Genomic DNA, 16,563 nt, shown 5'->3' on the forward strand with positions numbered 1-16,563 from the left:
CCCTAGCTGGGCGCGCCCGCCCCGTACCGGCGCAGCAGCGGGGAGAGGACCAGGACGGACTTGGTGCGTTCGACGAACGGTTCGCCGGCGATCCGCTCCAGGACCCGCTCGAAGTGCCGCATGTCGGACGCGAAGACCTGCACGAGGGCGTCCGCCTCACCGGTCACGGTGGAGGCGGACGCCACTTCGGGATAGCGCGACAGACCGCGGTGGATCGCGTCGGGCGAGGTGTTGCGGCGACAGAAGATCTCGATGAACCCCTCGGTCTCCCACCCGAGGGCCGCGGGGTCGACGCGGACCGTGAATCCGGTGATCGCGCCGTCCGCCCGCAGCCGGTCCACCCGGCGCTTGACCGCCGGGGCGGACAGCCCGACCTCCTGGCCGATGTCCGCGTAGCTGCGGCGGGCGTCCTCGGCGAGGGCGTGGACGATGCGTTCGTCGAGATCGTTCAGTCGCACTGCGGGTGGGTCACTTCTCTGCGGTGGCCAATCGGGAACGGCGCATGCCGTATCCGAAGTAGATCACAAGGCCGACCGCCATCCAGACACCGAAGACCACCCAGGTCACCGGGCCGAGGCTGCCCATCATGTAGAGGCAGAGCAGGAAACCGATCGCCGGGAAGACCGGCGCGAACGGCGTGCGGAAGGCCCGCGGCATGTCCGGCCGGGTCCGGCGCAGCACGATCACGGCCACGTTGACCAGCGCGAACGCGAAGAGCGTGCCGATGCTGGTGGCGTCGGCCAGCTCGCCGAGCGGCACCGCGGCGGCCAGCACCCCGCAGAAGAGGGAGACCAGGACGGTGTTCACCCGGGGCACGCCGCTCTTGGGGTGAACCTTGGAGAACACCTTGGGCACCAGGCGGTCCCGGGACATCGCGAACAGGATCCGGGTCTGGCCGTAGAGCACGGTCAGCACCACGCTCGCGATGGCGACGACGGCGCCGAAGGCCAGCAGCACCGACCAGTAGCCCTGACCGGTGACGGTCTTGAGGATGCCGGCCAGCGCCGCCTCCGAACCCTTGAACTCCTGCCACGGCAGGGCGCCCACCGCGATGGCCGCGACCAGGCAGTACAGGGCGGTGACGATCACCAGCGACAGCATGATCGCGCGGGGCAGGTCGCGCTGCGGGTTCTTGGCCTCCTCCCCCGCCGTGGAGGCGGCGTCGAAGCCGATGTAGGAGAAGAACAGGGTGGCGCCGGCGGCGCTGACCCCCGCCATGCCCATCGGCATGAAGTTGGCGTAGTTGCCGGACTTCACGCCCTGGATCGCGACGCCGCAGAAGAGCAGCAGCGTGAGGATCTTGACGATCACCATGATGGTGTTGGCCCGGGCGCTCTCCTTGGCGCCGCCCAGCAGGAACACCATCGCCAGCAGCACGACCAGCAGCGCGGGCAGGTTGAAGTAGCCGCCCTGGCCCGGCGGCGCGGAGAGCGCGGCCGGGATCGTGACGCCCAGCGTGCCGTTGAGGAACTCGTTGAGGTACTGGCCCCAGCCGACCGCGACGGCGGCCACCGAGACGCCGTACTCCAGGATCAGGCACCAGCCGCAGACCCAGGCGATCAGCTCGCCGAGGGTGGCGTAGGCGTAGGAGTAGGACGAGCCGGCGACCGGGATGGTGCCGGCCAGCTCCGCGTAGGAGAGCGCGGAGAACAGGGCCGTGATGCCGGCGATGACGAACGAGAGCACGACCGCCGGGCCGGCCTCCGGGACCGCCTGGCCGAGCACCACGAAGATGCCGGTGCCGAGCGTGGCACCGATGCTGATCATGGTCAGCTGCCAGACGCCCATCGAGCGGCGGAGCGTTCCCCCCTCGCCCTGGCCGCCCTCGGCGACCAGCCGCTCGACCGGCTTGCGGCGCATCAGCCGAGCGCCGAGTCCGCCGGCGGGCGGCGGGGAAGAGCTGCCCCCTGGGGGTGGGACGGCGCCGTTCTCCAACACTGGGGGCTCCTTCATCGCTGCCGGTCAGATTGACACGTTCCGGCACATTCCAGGGAGAAGACCGCAGCAGTCGGGCAGGCCGGACGAACCAGCCTGCAGCAGGAGACCGCCGAGCAGGCGGTCTCCGCCACTCCACGTACAGCGCTTGACCTTACGGCCCCTCGTTGACCTGCCGTAATGCAGGATCCTTGCGCAACCACGGTGGTTCGTTGCGCACGGCGGCGAAGGGCGGCGGAACGTTGCGCTCCGTTGCAGTCAATCACGCCGTTCCCCGCATAACGCCACCGGCCCCGCACCAGGTCGGTGCGGGGCCGGTGGGCGGCGCGTGCGAAGCCGTCAGCGGGCTTGGCGGGTCAGCTCCAGCTGTCGTGCAGCGGCTTCCCCTCGGCGTAACCGGCGGCGCTCTGCACCCCGACCACGGCCTTCTGCGTGAACTCCGCCAGGGAGGCGGCGCCGGCGTACGTGCAGGAGCTGCGGACGCCCGCGATGATCGAGTCGATCAGGTCCTCGACGCCGGGACGGGCCTGGTCGACGAACATCCGGGAGGTGGAGATGCCCTCCTCGAACAGCCCCTTGCGGGCGCGGTCGTAGGCCGACTCCTCGCTGGTGCGGTTGCGCACCGCACGCGCCGAGGCCATCCCGAAGCTCTCCTTGTACGGCCGGCCGTCGGCGGTGTGCTGGAGGTCGCCCGGCGACTCCAGGGTGCCGGCGAACCACGAACCGATCATGACGTTGGACGCCCCGGCGGCCAGCGCCATGGCCACGTCGCGCGGGTGCCGCACGCCGCCGTCGGCCCAGACGTGCTTGCCGTACTTGCGGGCCTCGGCGGCGCACTCCAGCACCGCGGAGAACTGCGGCCGACCGACGCCGGTCATCATCCGGGTGGTGCACATCGCGCCGGGACCGACACCGACCTTGATGATGTCCGCGCCGGCCTCGATGAGGTCGCGCACGCCGGAGGCGGCGACGATGTTGCCCGCGACGATCGGGATCTGCGGGTCCAGCGCCCGGACCGCCTTGATCGCGCTGATCATCGATTCCTGGTGACCGTGCGCGGTGTCCACGACGAGGGTGTCCACCCCGGCGTCCAGCAGCGCCTTGGCCTTGCCGGCCACGTCGCCGTTGATGCCCACGGCGGCCGCGATGCGCAGCTTGCCGGCGTCGTCGGTGGCGGGGCTGTAGAGGGTCGCGCGCAGCGCGCCCTTGCGGGTCAGGATGCCGACCAGCCTGCCGTCCGCGTCGACCGCGGGGGCCAGCTTGCGGTTGGCGGCGTCGAGGCGGTTGAACGCCTCGCGGGGATCGATGTCCGCGTCCAGGACCAGCAGGTCCTTGGACATGACCTCGGACACCTGGGTGAAGCGGTCCACGCCGGCCAGGTCGTGCTCGGTGACGACGCCGATCGGGCGGCCGCCCTCGACGACGATGCCCGCGCCGTGCGCCCGCTTCGGCAGCAGCGACAGCGCGTCCGCCACGGTCGAGACGGGGGACAGCACGATCGGCGTGTCCAGCACCAGGTGGCGCTGCTTGACCCAGGTGACGACGTCGGTGACGACGTCGATCGGGATGTCCTGGGGGATGACGACCAGACCACCGCGGCGGGCCACGGTCTCGGCCATGCGGCGGCCGGCGATCGCCGTCATGTTGGCGACCACGAGCGGGATGGTCGTGCCGGAGCCGTCGCGCGAGGCGAGGTCCACGGCCTGGCGGGAGCCCACCGCCGAGCGGCTGGGCACCATGAACACATCGTCGTAGGTCAGGTCGTAGGGCACCGAAGAACTCTCTTCGAGGGCGCCGTTCTTCGGATTGAGGAATCGCATACCGCCAGGATACGGGCCCTGACCAGGACTCATGTGATAGTCCTACGGGCGCGCGAGCCGTGTGTGTGATCCGCCAACCCGCCGTCCACCCACCGGACCGCCACCTCACGCGCCGCACGCGGAACGTCGCAGAGCGCCGCCCCCACAGGGGGCGGCACCGCCCTACGCCCCCTGCCGTCCCCGCCCGCCGGCCATGATCACCACGAGGCCGGTGTCGGTGTCCCGCCAGTGCCCGACGGCGTCCGCCAGCACGCCCTCCACCACGCCCCAGTCCTCCGGCACGGCGGCCGCGTACCCCTGCCAGCCGGTGATGACCAGCAGCCGGCCGCGCGCCGGGGGGCACCAGGACAGATCGGTGAGGCAGTCGGCCAGCGCGTCCCAGTTGTGGCCGAAGTACGCGGGGAAGTCCAGGGCCGCCGCGCACCGCTGGAGGAAGTCGGCCTTGTCGGTGACGCCGGCGAGGTCGAGCGCGGCACCGGTCCACCCCGCGTCGCGGGCGGCGGCCAGCGCGTCGGCGATCGGACGGTCGGCGGGCCAGGGCAGCACCCCCGCGGGCGTCCGCCCGTCGAGGACCGCGGCCAGCGCCGGGGGCACCTCGGGGCTCACCGGAGCACCGCCTTGAAGCTCTTGTAGTGGTCGTCGGTGTAGAAGAACTCGTGGTGCTTGCCGGTGATCAGGCGGCGGGCACCACGGTTGCGGGCACCCGGGGTGTCGACCGTGTACTCGTGGTAGTAGCCGCGCGACTCCTTCGGCAGCTGCTTCTCGTAGTTGCCGAAGACGGTGCCGTCCTTGGGGTACGGGAACGGCCCGCCGGCGTCGATCAGCTTCAGGGTGTGCCGCGCCTCGGCGGGCAGCCGGCCCGCCGGCACGGTCGGCAGGCCCTTCGCCCAGCCCGGTGCGGCGCCGTCGCCGGACGACCGGCCGCCGGCCGTACTGGTCGCGGACGGCCGGTGCGTGCCGGCCGAACTCCCTTTGCCGTCACCGCCGGTGGAACAACCGGTCAGGACGAGAAGCAGCCCGGCGAGCAGCGCGCCGAGGACGGCGGCGGCCCGGCGCGGGGCGGTGTGGATCAGCATGCGCCGATGCTGTCACAGCCACGCGCCGGCTGCCCGCCGACGAACGCGCCGGGCCCGCTCACTTGCCGTCGGGGTCCGCCCGGTCCAGGGCCGGCCGCGGACCGGGGCCGGTCTCCAGCAGCAGGTGGTCGGCGGCGGCGGTGTCCGTCACCAGGCTCGTCACCAGTCCGGAGCGCAGCACCGCGCCGATGGCCGCGGCCTTGCGACGGCCGCCGGCGATCGCCACCACCTCGGGGATGCGGCGCAGCCGGTCCGCCTCGACGGTGATGCACCGCTCGCCCAGGTCCCGGCCGATCCGCCGGCCCTCGGCGTCGAAGAGGTGCGCGGACATCTCGGCGGCCGCGCCCAGCGAGGCGTAGTGCTCGCGCTCCTCCTCGGACAGCATGTCGTAGACGGTCGAGACGCCCGGCTCCCACGAGCCGATGGAGACGCAGGCGACGGTGACCTTGTCGAAGTACTCGAAGGCGCGGGCGATGCCGGTCTGGCCGCGCAGCGCGGCGGCGGTCGCCGAGTCGGGCAGCAGCATGGGCGCGTAGATCGGGTGCGCCTCGCCGCCGGAGACGTCGGCCGCGCGGCGGACCGCCTCGACCGAGCCGCGGTCGGCGGTGCCGGCGTCGTAGACCCCGGTCAACTGCACGACCGTGCACGGCGGCAGCTGGTGCAGGGCGGCGGCCATGTGGATCGTCGAGCGGCCCCAGGCCAGGCCCAGCACGTCGCCCTCGGCGACGAGTTCGCCGAGCAGGTCGGCGGCCACCTCGCCGAGGTTCTCCGGGTCGGCGGCGTCCTCGGAGGCGTCCGCGGGCGATTCGACGACGACCGCGTGCCGCAGGCCGTAGCGGGCGCGCAGGGCGTCGGAGCGCTCCGCGTCGAGTTCGGAGGGCACCCGGATCTCGATCCGTACGAGATCACGCTCCAGGGCCGTCTCCAGGACGCGGGCGACCTTGAAGCGGCTGACGCCGAACTCCTCCGCGATCTGGATCTTGGACTTGCCCTCGAGATAGAAGCGGCGGGCCATGGCCGCAGCCTGCACCAGCTCGGCGGGGCCCATTCCGGACTGCGGGCGGCTGGCTACCACGAAATTCTCCCCTTTTGCGCATCTGATCGAGTCTTTGCTCATCCTTTCAGAAACCCGAGGTGTACGGGGACCACGAGCGGCACGCCGGGCGTGAACGCTCGGTGGCCGCCAGGTCAACCAAGGGCACGGGGCACAGCGGACGCACTGCTTCCGGTCCCCGTACGGAGCGGTCCGCCCCGCTCAGTGGGCGCAGCCCCAACTCACGGCCGTCGCCGCCTCGGCCTTCTCCCGCAGGTCGCGGACGGCCTTGGCGGGATCGTCGGCGCCGTAGACCGCGGACCCCGCGACGAACACGTCGGCGCCGGCCTCCGCGCACCGCTCGATGGTCTCCGCGGAGACGCCGCCGTCCACCTGGAGCCACATCTGCAGGCCGTGGCGCGAGATCAGCTCCCGGGTGCGACGGATCTTCGGCAGCATGATGTCCAGGAACGCCTGACCGCCGAAGCCGGGCTCGACGGTCATGATCAGGAGCATGTCCAGCTCGGGCAACAGGTCCTCGAACGGCTCGATCGGGGTGGCCGGCTTGAGCGCCATCGACGCCCGCGCACCCTTGGCCCGGATCTCCCGCGCCAGCCGCACCGGCGCCCCGGCCGCCTCCGCGTGGAAGGTGACCGAACCGGCCCCGGCCTCCACGTACTGCGGCGCCCAGCGGTCCGGGTCCTCGATCATCAGGTGCAGGTCGAGGGGGGTGTCCGTCGCCTTGCTCAACGACTCGACGATCGGCACGCCGAGGGTGAGATTGGGGACGAAGTGGTTGTCCATCACGTCGACGTGGAGCCAGTCGGCGCCCTCGACGGCCTTCGCCTCCTCGGCGAGGCGGGCGAAGTCGGCGGACAGGATGCTGGGGTTGATCAAGGCCATGCCCCCAGTATGGCGGTCCGTGCGCGGGCCGACCGCGCCCGGGCGGCGAGAGCCCCGTCACCCCGCCCGCGGGCGCGCACCGGACCGCCCCGGCCGGACGCGCGGCCCGGCCGGGGCGGACGTGGTGCTCGCTGTGCGGTGCTCAGCCCTTGAGGGTCGCGAGCGCCTGGTTCAGCGTCTTCGACGGACGCATCACCGCGGACGCCTTGGCCGCGTCGGGGCGGTAGTAGCCACCGATGTCGACCGGGGAGCCCTGCACCGCGATCAGCTCGTCGACGATGGCCTGCTCCTGCTCGGCCAGCGTCTTGGCCAGCGGACCGAACGCCTCCGCGAGCTGCGCGTCATCGGTCTGCTTGGCCAGCTCCTGGGCCCAGTACAGCGCCAGGTAGAAGTGGCTGCCGCGGTTGTCGATGCCACCCAGCTTGCGGCTCGGCGACTTGTTCTCGTTCAGGAACGAGCCGGTCGCGCGGTCCAGGGTGTCGGCGAGGACCTGGGCGCGGGCGTTGCCGGTGGTCGTCGCCAGGTGCTCGAAGCTCACCGCGAGCGCGAGGAACTCGCCGAGGCTGTCCCAGCGCAGGTAGTTCTCCTTGACCAGCTGCTGGACGTGCTTGGGCGCGGAGCCACCGGCGCCGGTCTCGAACAGGCCGCCGCCGTTCATCAGCGGGACGACCGAGAGCATCTTGGCGCTGGTGCCCAGCTCCAGGATCGGGAACAGGTCGGTCAGGTAGTCGCGCAGGACGTTGCCGGTGACCGAGATGGTGTTCTCGCCGCGGCGGATCCGCTCCAGGGAGAAGGCGGTCGCCTCGACCGGGGCGAGGATCTTGATGTCCAGGCCCTCGGTGTCGTGCTCCGGCAGGTACGCCTTGACCTTCTCGATCAGCTGGGCGTCGTGCGCGCGGGTCGCGTCGAGCCAGAACACCGCCGGGTCACCGGTGGCGCGGGCGCGGGTGACGGCGAGCTTGACCCAGTCCTTGATCGGCGCGTCCTTGGTCTGGCACATCCGGAAGATGTCGCCGGCGCCCACGGTCTGCTCCAGGACGGCGTTGCCCGCACCGTCGAGGACCCGCACCGTGCCGGTGGCCGGGATCTCGAAGGTCTTGTCGTGGCTGCCGTACTCCTCGGCCTTCTGCGCCATCAGGCCGACGTTCGGCACCGAGCCCATGGTGGCCGGGTCGAACGCGCCGTGCGCCCGGCAGTCGTCGAGGACGGCCTGGTAGACGCCGGCGTAGCTGCTGTCGGGGAGCACCGCGAGGGTGTCGGCCTCCTGGCCGTCCGGGCCCCACATGTGGCCGGAGGTGCGGATCATGGCCGGCATCGACGCGTCCACGATGACGTCGCTGGGGACGTGCAGGTTGGTGATGCCGCGGTCGGAGTCGACCATCGCCAGCTCCGGACCGGCGGCCAGCTCGGCGTCGAAGGACGCCTTGATCTCGGCGCCGTTCGGCAGGGCCTCAAGGCCCTTGTAGATGCCGCCGAGGCCGTCGTTCGGGGTCAGCCCGGCGGTCGCCAGCGCCTCGCCGTACTGCGCGAAGGTCTTCGGGAAGAAGGCGCGCACGACGTGGCCGAAGACGATCGGGTCGGAGACCTTCATCATCGTGGCCTTCAGGTGCACGGAGAACAGCACGCCCTCGGCCTTGGCCTTCGCGACCTGCGCGGCCAGGAACTCGCGCAGCGGACCGACCCGCATCACGGAGGCGTCCACGACCTCACCGGCCAGGACCGGCACCGACGCGCGCAGCACGGTGGTGGTGCCGTCGTCGCCGGCCAGCTCGATGCGGACCGCACCGTCCGCGGCGATCACCGCGGACTTCTCGGTCGAGCGGAAGTCGTCGGCGCCCATGGTCGCGACGTTGGTCTTGGAGTCGGCGGACCAGGCACCCATGCGGTGCGGGTGCGCCTTGGCGTAGTTCTTGACCGACGCGGGCGCGCGGCGGTCCGAGTTGCCCTCGCGCAGCACGGGGTTGACGGCGCTGCCCTTGACCTTGTCGTAGCGGGCGCGGACGTCGCGCTCCTCGTCGGTCTTCGGGTCGTCCGGGTAGTCCGGCAGCGCGTAGCCCTGCTCCTGGAGCTCGGCGACGGCCGCCTTCAGCTGCGGGATGGAGGCCGAGATGTTCGGCAGCTTGATGATGTTCGCGCCGGGCGTCTTGGCCAGCTCGCCGAGCTCCGCGAGGGCGTCGGCGATCCGCTGGTCCTCCTTCAGGCGCTCCGGGAAACTGGCGATGATCCGGCCGGACAGCGAGATGTCGCGGGTCTCCAGCGTCACCCCGGCCGTCGAGGCGTACGCCTCCACCACCGGCAGGAACGAGTACGTCGCCAGGGCCGGGGCCTCGTCAGTGTGGGTGTAAATGATGGTCGAGTCAGTCACCGGGTACTCCGCTCCATCCACGTCTCAAATATTGCTCGACATCAAGATATCAACATTGCTCGACATCAAGATATCTCGTGCACCGGCCCGCTCCCCGGGCGGTCCGGCCCTCCTATCACGAGAACCGGCCACCGCGCGCCGGGCACGACCCGTGGACTTCGCGGACTCCGCCGACGCGGTCCGCCCCGGTGGTCGCCGGGGCGGACGCCGACTCAGAAGAACGTCTTGTCCCACGCGCCCTCGACGAGCGCCCGGACCGCGTCGCCGAAGCCGTTGGCGACCCGCTGGATTCCGGCGTCGCCGGCCAGGTAGACGTCGCCGTCGTCGGCCAGCAGGACGGCCTCCTGCGTATCGAAGGCCGTGCCGACGAGCAGGACCGGAGAACCGATCCGCTTGCCGAAGATCCCGATGCTCCGCGGCAGCGAGTGCGCCGAGTCCATCGTCTCCTCGGCCGAGGTCGTCAGGAACGTCTCGCCGAAGCGGTAGGACCAGGTGACGGTGAACTCGCCGTAGGTCTGGAGGAATTCCCGCAGGCCCGCGGTGAACTCGAACCCCTCCTCCTCGTACCGCTGCCGCGCCTGCTCGACGTCCGACGGGTGGATCTCGAAGCGCGCCCGGTCCGCGAGGGAGTCCCGCAGTTCTTCGAGCCCGGGCCGGGCGGTGTTCTCGCTCACCCCGTCAGGACCTCTCCTCCGAAGTCGGGCACCCACGTCTGGCAGTTGGCGCACATCTTGAACTTCTTTCCCTTGGGGTTGACCGTCACCAGGTCGACGTTCTTGGGATCGGCGCCGTCCTTGATCGCGTTGGTGAACATCCGCGGCTCGGCGCACATCCCCGGCGGGCGGCCGGTCGGGTGGTGGGACTCCTTGGGCATCGCGTCGGTCACCGCCTGCTCGTGACCCGTGTCGGAACCGCTGTCGCCGTAGTAGATCTTACCGGTGGTCCGGTCCTTGCCCACGGCGTAGGCGCCCGGCGCATCCTGCCCCTCGGGCAGGTTGTCGCTCACGTGCTGGACCCGCTGCTTCCCCAGGTCCATCAGCTCCTTCTTGGGCCCGTCGCTCCCGGACGGCTTGAGGCCGAGCGGGTCGCACCACGTGTGGGGGTTGTGCACGTAGGCGTCGGGGTTGGGAGCGGGACTGAGACCAAGCGGGTCGGGGGTGACGTAGCGGGCGGTCTCGGGGTCGTAGTAGCGGTTGAGGTTGTAGTGCAGGCCCGTCTCGCGGTCGAAGTACTGGCCGGGGAAGCGCAGCGGGGTGTTGGTGGTGCTGTCCGCCGCCCAACTGGTGTTGCCCCACAGGGTGGGCACCGTCCGCCAGGCGATCGCGTCGGTGGCCGTGTCGACGAGTTCGGTCGGGGTGCCGACGAGGTCGGTGACGATGGCGAAGAACCGACGGTCGATCTCGTCCTGCGGCGCCTCGGCCGTCGCGCTCCGCGTGATGGTCTCGGTCTGGGCGAGCGGGTGCAGCCCCCGGTGGTCCCAGCTCATGGTGTACGGGCCGGGCAGGGAGGGCGCGTGCGTCGTCTGTTCGGCGAGGTTCGGGCCGTCCCACGTGAAGTGCGTGCGCTCCTCCACGCTGCTCCCGTCCGCGCCCAGCCGCTCCTTGGAGGTGCGCCGGCCGAACGGGTCGTAGCGGTACCGCCAGTGGGCGCCGTCGGGGGTGGTGACGTGGACGAGGCGGTCCTCCGCGTCCCAGGCGTAGCGCCACGTGGCCGGCTTCTTCGACAGGCGGGTGACCTGGCGGAGCGTGGTGCGCCCGGCGGCGTCGTACTCGTAGCGGACCCGGCCGGCGGAGGTGAGCTGCGTGCCCTCGTACGTCCGGGTGCCGACCGCCGCCTCGCGGGAGCCGGACGCGGGCCAGTTCGCCTCGGTGAGGTTGCCTGCGGGGTCGTAGGCGTACCGCTCGGTCCACTCGGCGGCCTGCACGGCGGTGACGCGGCCGCCCGGGTCGATGTCGAAGGAACGGGGCCCGTTGAGCTGGTCGTCGACGCCGGTGAGAATGCCGTCGGCACGGTAGGTGTAGCTCCGGCGCTGGAGCACCGACCCCGGGGAGCGGACGACCTGGCCGGTGAGGCGGTGCTCGGCGTCCCAGGAGTTGGCCAGCGTGAGGCGTTCGCCCAACGTGCGCTCGATCTCGCGGCCGGCGGCGTCGTAGGCGAACTCCAGCCGGCCGGCCGAGGTGGTCAGGGACGTGCGGCGATCGGCCCGGTCGTAGGTCCAGGAACTGGAGTGGCCGCCCGGGGTCGTCCGCCCGGTGCGTCGGCCGAGGCCGTCGCGGGTGTGGGTGAGGGTGCGGCCGTCGACGGTCTCGCTGACCAGGTTGCCGACGGCGTCGACGGTGCGGAGCAGTTCCACGTCGGGGCTGCTGGCGCGGCGCAGGTGACCGGCGGGGTCGTAGGCGTAGCTGGTGACGGCCCCCGCGGCGTCCTTCTCCACCAACTGGCCGAGGACGTCGTAGCGGAACGCGACCTCTTGGCCCAGCGGGTTGGTCCGGGAGACCAACTGGCCCGCGGCGTCCAGCCGGTAGCTGACGCTGCGCCCGTGGAAGTCGGTCTCGGCTGTCAGCTGACCGGCGGCGTCGTAGACGTACTCCCAGGTCTGGCCCAGCGTGTTGGTGACGCCGACGAGCTGCATGTTGGCGTCGTAGCTGAAGGTGAGGCGGGTGCCGTCGGAGTGGGTGCGGGCCGCGAGGGTCTCGAACGGCGTGTACGCGAAGGTGGTGCGCCGGCCGAGCGGATCGGTGTGCACGAGGAGGTTGCCCTCGTCGTCGTAGGCCCACGACTCGGTGCTGCCGTCCGGAGCCGCGTACGACGTGAGGCTTCCCTCGACGCTCCAGGTCAGCCGGGTGACGCTGCCCAACTGGTCGGTGATGGCGATGACCCGGCCGAAGGCGTCGCGCTCGTAGCGGCTGGTGGCGCCGGCCCGGTCGGTGACCTCGACGGGCAGGCCGGCCGCGTTGCAGCGGATCCGGGTGGAGTGGCCGAGGGCGTCGGTGACGGACGCCAGGTGCCCCGACGCGTCGTAGCCGTAGCGCGTGGTGGTGCCGTTGGGGTCGGTGTGCGAGGTGCGTCGCCCGGCTTCGTCGAAGGTCTGCCGCCAGGTCACCCCGCCCGGCCTGGTGACCAGCGTCGGGAGGTTCGCCGCACCGAAGTAGCTGGCGGTGGACCGCTCGCCGTCCGGGCGGGTGACGGCGACGGGACTGCCCGTCTCGTCGTACTCGAAACGGGTCGTGCGCCCGAGCGGGTCGGTCCGGGACACCAGGTTGTCGAACGCGTCCCGCTCGAAGCGCGTGGTGTTGCCGAGCGGGTCGGTCTCGGCGACGACCTGGGCGTGCTCGTTGATCTCGTAGCGGGTGGTGTGGCCGAGCGCGTCGGTCTCGGAGTGGACCTTGAGGCCGGTGACCGGGTCGGGCTCGCCGTACGCGAAGCGGAACTTGAGCGAACCGTCCGCCCCGCCCTCCTCCACGACCCGGTCGAGCGCGTCGTAGGTGTAGAGGTAGCGGGTGCCGTTGCGGTCGGTCCAGGACAGGATGCGGCCCTGGGCGTCGTTGGCGAAGACCAGCGGCCGGCCGGAGGAGTTGTAGACCTCGGTCAGGTGGCCGTCGACGTAGCCGTAGCGGGTCAGCAGGACGTCCTCGCCGTCCTCGCCCGCCCCGGCCAGGTGCAGCGCGGTGATCCGGCCCGCGTCGGTGGTGACCAGGAGGCGGTAGCCGCCGGAGTGGGTCATGCTCGACGGGGTCCCGTCGGCGTCGTAGGCGAAGTCGACGCGATGGTCCGCCTGGTCGCGGATCGCGGTCAGCAGGGCCGTCTCGCCGTCGGGCCGGCAGGTGAACTCGCGGACCAGGCCGGTGGTGACGTCCGTCAGGCAGTAGTCGCCGGTCACCTCGTCGACGTCGAGGTCGAGGCGGGCACCGGCGGACGCCTGGGTGGGTTCGTCGGCGGTCGGGTGCGGGTACGCCTGCGCCGTGCGGTCGGCGCTCAGGTGGACCACGCCGTCCTCGTCGATCTCCAACCGCTCGTCGAAGGTGCAGGCCCAGCGCGGCCCCATCCACCGTCCGGCCAGGTAGCCCGACTCGAAGGAGCGCGTGAACAGCAGGGCCAGCGCGCCGGGGAGCGACACGTCCGTCTGCTCGATGAACATCCGCCCCGTCGCCATGTCGACCGGCTCGCCGCCCTGGCACACGGAGTCCTTCGGGCGACCGGCTTCGCGCGGGTTGTCCGTCTGCTGACGTCCTCGGCCGCGGCCACCGGGCGACTTGGGGCCGCCGGAGCGGCCGCCGCCCCCCGTGGTGTGCGGGGCGCGCGGCATGTCCTCCTTGCCGCCCTTGAGGAGCTTGTCGAGTTCGGAGGCGTGCTTGGCGTCGTTCTCGGCGTGGTTGGTGGCGACCTTCTTCAGCCGGCCCCCGGCATCGTGGTACAGGTCCTGGACGGCCTTGCTCGCGTCCTTGGCAATGGTCTTGCCCAGCTTCTGGGCGCCGTCCTCCAGCGCCTTGACGATCCGGTTGCTCACTCGAAACTCACCCCCGCAGCCTTCGATTCGAAGTCGGCGGCGTGCGACGCCACCGTCTGCGCATGTCCGCGCAACACCTCGGCGCGCTTGTGCAACTCCTCCGGATGGATGGAGAAGCCCTCCCCCGCACCGCCCCCGCCGCCCCCGCCGCCGGAGACGCCGAGCGCGGACTCGGCGGCCTGGAAGACCATCCCGCTCACCGCCTTGCCGACCACCTCCACCAGGGGGTTGATCGCGGCCTCGATGACCTGGCCGATGACGTACTGCTCCAATTGGTCCTCAAGGAAGCTGATGAGCTTCTTGCCGGCCGCGATGACCAGGGCCTCGGCCGCCTCCGCGATCCCGAACGTCAGCACCGCAGCGGCCTGGTCGGCCACGAACGTGATGGCCAGCACCACGAGTTCGGCGATCGCCTCGACCTTCATCGCCACGATCGTGTCCGCCGCGAGGTCCAGCGCGGTCGCCACCGTCTGGCAGGCGTTGACCAGCTCCTTCATGTGGCCGTCCGACAGCTGCCCCCACTTGGCCAGCAACGCGTCGTACGACGCCCCCTGGTACACCTCGGCCAGCTGGTGGACCGTCGACGTCGAGTCCTTGTGCGTCTCGTCCAGCTTCTGCGCGAAATCCCTTACGTGGGACGCGAATTCACGGACCTTGTCCTCATTGACGCTCGGCCAGTTCACCCCGATGAACTGAAGGAACGTCACCACCTCGTCCGGCAGCTCGATCGCCATGCGCATTCCCCCTGGTCATATCTGCGACAGCTCATCAGAGTTGCCTCAAAGGGCAGCAACGAATGGGCAAAAGCACGTCCAGGGAACCGTCATGAATGCCCCTAGCCGTCAGGATCACGCCCGTCGGGTCTACTCCGGACCACCACCGTCGCGCCGCAGCGCGAGAACGAGGGCGCGGACGACCACGGGCCGAAGGCCGCAAGAACGCCAGGTCATCCTGCACGCACCGGCCAATCCGCACGACGAACGGGACGCCCGCCCGCACCTTCCGCGAGACCGCGGTTCCGGTCCCCCGGGGCCGCAGCGGAACCACCGAAACGAAAAAGTCATTTCACCTCTGCCGCCCCGGACGTCACGAAGGCCACGACCAACGGCCAGCCGGCCGGTTGTCGTTTCCACCGCGCCCTGACAGCGCAGTTGACTGAAATTGACGCGGTTTTCACGCGCAGCGCGTGCCACCCTTCCACCACCCTTCCGCCTCCCCGCCACGTCCTTCGCCGCACCTTCGGCACGTCGTGGCACCCCTGACGGCCTCCCCCGCCCCGGCTGACGCCGCCCGGCCCGCCCCACGATCGAAGGTGGGGAAATCCCCCTGCGGAAGCGGGTGTTGGTCCCAATGCGCCGGGCCTGCCGGGAACGACAGAGTGCCGACATGAACGTTTCCCGACTCCGCAAGAGATCGACCAAGCCCGTTGCCCTCGCCCTCGTCTGCGCCGTGACCGTACTGGCGGCGGCAGGGTGCGGCGACGGCCGTCAGCGCTCCGACGCCCCCGCCACCCCCGCCGCACCGGCCGGGTCCCGGCCACCCGCGGCACGCGGTGCGGTGGTCTCGGCGACCCCCGTGGCGGACCTGGACGCCCACGAGGTCGTGGCCCGCCTGACGAAGGCCGGCATCGACCCGGCCCGGGCCCGCTTCGGCGTGCGCGCCCACCGGATCGTGTACCGCACCCTGGACGGCACGGGGAAACCCACCACGGCCAGCGAGCTGGTCGCGCTGCCGAAGAACGACGACCGCGACCTCCGGGTGGTGTCCTGGCTGCACGGCACGGAGGTGTACCGGGGAGAGGTGGCCTCGGTGAACGACGCGTCCCCCGACCGCACCACGGCGTTGCTGTTCGCCTCGACCGGCCACGCCGTCTCCGCACCGGACTACCTCGGCCTCGGAAAGGGCCCCGGCATCCATCCGTACGGCGACCCGGAGGCCACCGTCAACGCCTCGGTGGACGCGCTGCGGGCGGCCCGCAGCTTCGCCCAGCGGGACGGTCACGACCTCGACGAACGCGTGCTGGTCAGCGGGTTCTCCCAGGGCGGACCCGCCACGATGCTGGTCGGCCGGGCCCTGCAACAGGGCGTCGATCAGCATTTCCGTCCCGGTCTACTGGCCCCGATCGCCGGCCCGTTCGACCTGAGCGGCTTCGAAGCCGCCGCGGCGGCCGACAAGGTCGCCCGATCCTCGCTCTACCTCGCCTACTTCGTCACCGCCTGGAACCGGATGTACGGCCTCTACGCCACGACCGACCAGGCGTTCCGCGCGCCCTACGACAAGACGGTGGAGACGCTCTTCGACGGCGACCACCAGGCGTCGCAGATCGCCGCCGCACTGCCCCCGACCTCGAAGCGCCTGTTCACCGAGGCGTTCCTCAACAAGGTGCGCAACCCCACGGGGACGCTGCAACGGAAGCTGCGGGTGATGGACAACACCTGTGACTGGCGGCCCGAAGTCCCGGTCCGCCTCTTCCACGCCAAGGGCGACAAGGACGTCGCCTTCGCCAACTCCCTGCACTGCCAACGACAGCTGACGTCCCACGGGGCCGACCAACGACTCACCGACGTCGGGCAGCTCGACCACTCCACGACCGTCCTCAAGGCCCTGCCGCAGGTGGTGCGCGCCTTCGACGCCACCCGCTGAACGACGTCAGCCGCGCAGCGCCCGTCGGGCCAGGTCCGCGTCACCTCGATGTCGTCGCTCCAGGAGCAGACCTCCAGCCACGACAGGTAGCCGGCCTGGGCGAAGAGCACCACCTCGCCGGGGAACTCGCCGAATGCGGTCCGGATCGTGGCCGAGGCCACCACCTTCGTACCCGGTCCGGACGGCGCCGCCCGGACCGCGGTGTCGTCGACCCCGAAGTAGGCCGTGCCGCACCCGCACTCGCACCGCCCGTACACGCGCAGCCGAGGCAGCTGGTCCCG

The 16,563-nt window shown here is 71.3% G+C and carries 12 protein-coding genes; 1 reads left to right on the forward strand and 11 read right to left on the reverse strand.

The window, feature by feature from the left end; genetic code table 11:
• Positions 1-2: 2 nt before the first annotated feature.
• The 11 genes from ABD385_RS18750 to ABD385_RS18800 all read right to left on the reverse strand — a co-directional run bounded on the left by ABD385_RS18750 (position 3) and on the right by ABD385_RS18800 (position 14,373).
• Positions 3-458 carry an Lrp/AsnC family transcriptional regulator gene (locus tag ABD385_RS18750; protein WP_016570648.1) on the reverse strand — a complete coding sequence of 152 codons (456 nt, stop codon included), beginning with the start codon at positions 456-458 and terminating at the stop codon, positions 3-5.
• A gap of 10 nt (positions 459-468) precedes the next feature.
• A complete protein-coding gene (locus ABD385_RS18755; RefSeq protein WP_425585432.1) occupies positions 469-1,938 on the reverse strand; it encodes an amino acid permease in 1,470 nt (489 codons plus the stop codon).
• Positions 1,939-2,291: 353 nt separating this feature from the next.
• Complete coding sequence (locus ABD385_RS18760; protein WP_344577278.1) at positions 2,292-3,755, reverse strand: GuaB1 family IMP dehydrogenase-related protein; 1,464 nt, start codon at positions 3,753-3,755, stop codon at positions 2,292-2,294.
• A 162-nt stretch (positions 3,756-3,917) separates the two neighbouring features.
• The gene (locus ABD385_RS18765) at positions 3,918-4,361 is read right to left on the reverse strand and encodes a barstar family protein (RefSeq protein WP_344577279.1); all 444 of its coding nucleotides are present in this window, start codon (positions 4,359-4,361) and stop codon (positions 3,918-3,920) included.
• Complete coding sequence (locus tag ABD385_RS18770; protein WP_344577280.1) at positions 4,358-4,831, reverse strand: guanyl-specific ribonuclease; 474 nt, start codon at positions 4,829-4,831, stop codon at positions 4,358-4,360. The genes ABD385_RS18765 and ABD385_RS18770 overlap by 4 nt, the downstream gene beginning before the upstream one ends.
• A gap of 58 nt (positions 4,832-4,889) precedes the next feature.
• Entirely contained in the window at positions 4,890-5,879 is a 990-nt protein-coding gene (locus ABD385_RS18775; RefSeq protein WP_016570653.1) for a sugar-binding transcriptional regulator, read from the reverse strand.
• Between the two features lie 207 nt (positions 5,880-6,086).
• Positions 6,087-6,767 (reverse strand): ribulose-phosphate 3-epimerase, encoded by a 681-nt coding sequence (gene rpe / locus ABD385_RS18780; RefSeq protein WP_344577282.1) that lies wholly within the window; start codon positions 6,765-6,767, stop codon positions 6,087-6,089.
• Between the two features lie 142 nt (positions 6,768-6,909).
• Positions 6,910-9,132, reverse strand: coding sequence for an NADP-dependent isocitrate dehydrogenase (locus ABD385_RS18785; protein WP_344577284.1), 2,223 nt, complete (start codon positions 9,130-9,132; stop codon positions 6,910-6,912).
• A 212-nt stretch (positions 9,133-9,344) separates the two neighbouring features.
• Positions 9,345-9,806 carry an SUKH-3 domain-containing protein gene (locus ABD385_RS18790; RefSeq protein ID WP_344577286.1) on the reverse strand — a complete coding sequence of 154 codons (462 nt, stop codon included), beginning with the start codon at positions 9,804-9,806 and terminating at the stop codon, positions 9,345-9,347.
• A complete protein-coding gene (locus tag ABD385_RS18795; RefSeq protein ID WP_344577287.1) occupies positions 9,803-13,639 on the reverse strand; it encodes an RHS repeat-associated core domain-containing protein in 3,837 nt (1,278 codons plus the stop codon). Before ABD385_RS18795 ends, ABD385_RS18790 begins: the two co-directional genes overlap by 4 nt.
• Complete coding sequence (locus ABD385_RS18800) at positions 13,636-14,373, reverse strand: WXG100-like domain-containing protein (RefSeq protein WP_344577289.1); 738 nt, start codon at positions 14,371-14,373, stop codon at positions 13,636-13,638. Before ABD385_RS18800 ends, ABD385_RS18795 begins: the two co-directional genes overlap by 4 nt.
• Before the next feature lie 652 nt (positions 14,374-15,025).
• Between ABD385_RS18800 and ABD385_RS18805 the strand changes: the two genes are divergently transcribed.
• Entirely contained in the window at positions 15,026-16,282 is a 1,257-nt protein-coding gene (locus ABD385_RS18805; protein WP_344577291.1) for an alpha/beta hydrolase family protein, read from the forward strand.
• Positions 16,283-16,563: the final 281 nt, after the last annotated feature.

Origin of the sequence: Streptomyces lunalinharesii (genome assembly GCF_039532155.1) — a bacterium.
Classification (GTDB): Bacteria; Actinomycetota; Actinomycetes; order Streptomycetales; family Streptomycetaceae; genus Streptomyces; species Streptomyces lunalinharesii.

What these genes read in the sequence shown, in the direction of transcription:
- ABD385_RS18770 (WP_344577280.1), bottom strand. Translation starts at nt 4,831, where the DNA reads ATGCTGATCCACACCGCCCCGCGCCGGGCCGCCGCCGTCCTCGGCGCG.
- ABD385_RS18760 (WP_344577278.1), bottom strand. Translation starts at nt 3,755, where the DNA reads ATGCGATTCCTCAATCCGAAGAACGGCGCCCTCGAAGAGAGTTCTTCG.
- ABD385_RS18775 (WP_016570653.1), bottom strand. Translation starts at nt 5,879, where the DNA reads ATGGGCCCCGCCGAGCTGGTGCAGGCTGCGGCCATGGCCCGCCGCTTC.
- ABD385_RS18805 (WP_344577291.1), top strand. Translation starts at nt 15,026, where the DNA reads ATGAACGTTTCCCGACTCCGCAAGAGATCGACCAAGCCCGTTGCCCTC.
- rpe (WP_344577282.1), bottom strand. Translation starts at nt 6,767, where the DNA reads ATGGCCTTGATCAACCCCAGCATCCTGTCCGCCGACTTCGCCCGCCTC.
- ABD385_RS18800 (WP_344577289.1), bottom strand. Translation starts at nt 14,373, where the DNA reads ATGGCGATCGAGCTGCCGGACGAGGTGGTGACGTTCCTTCAGTTCATC.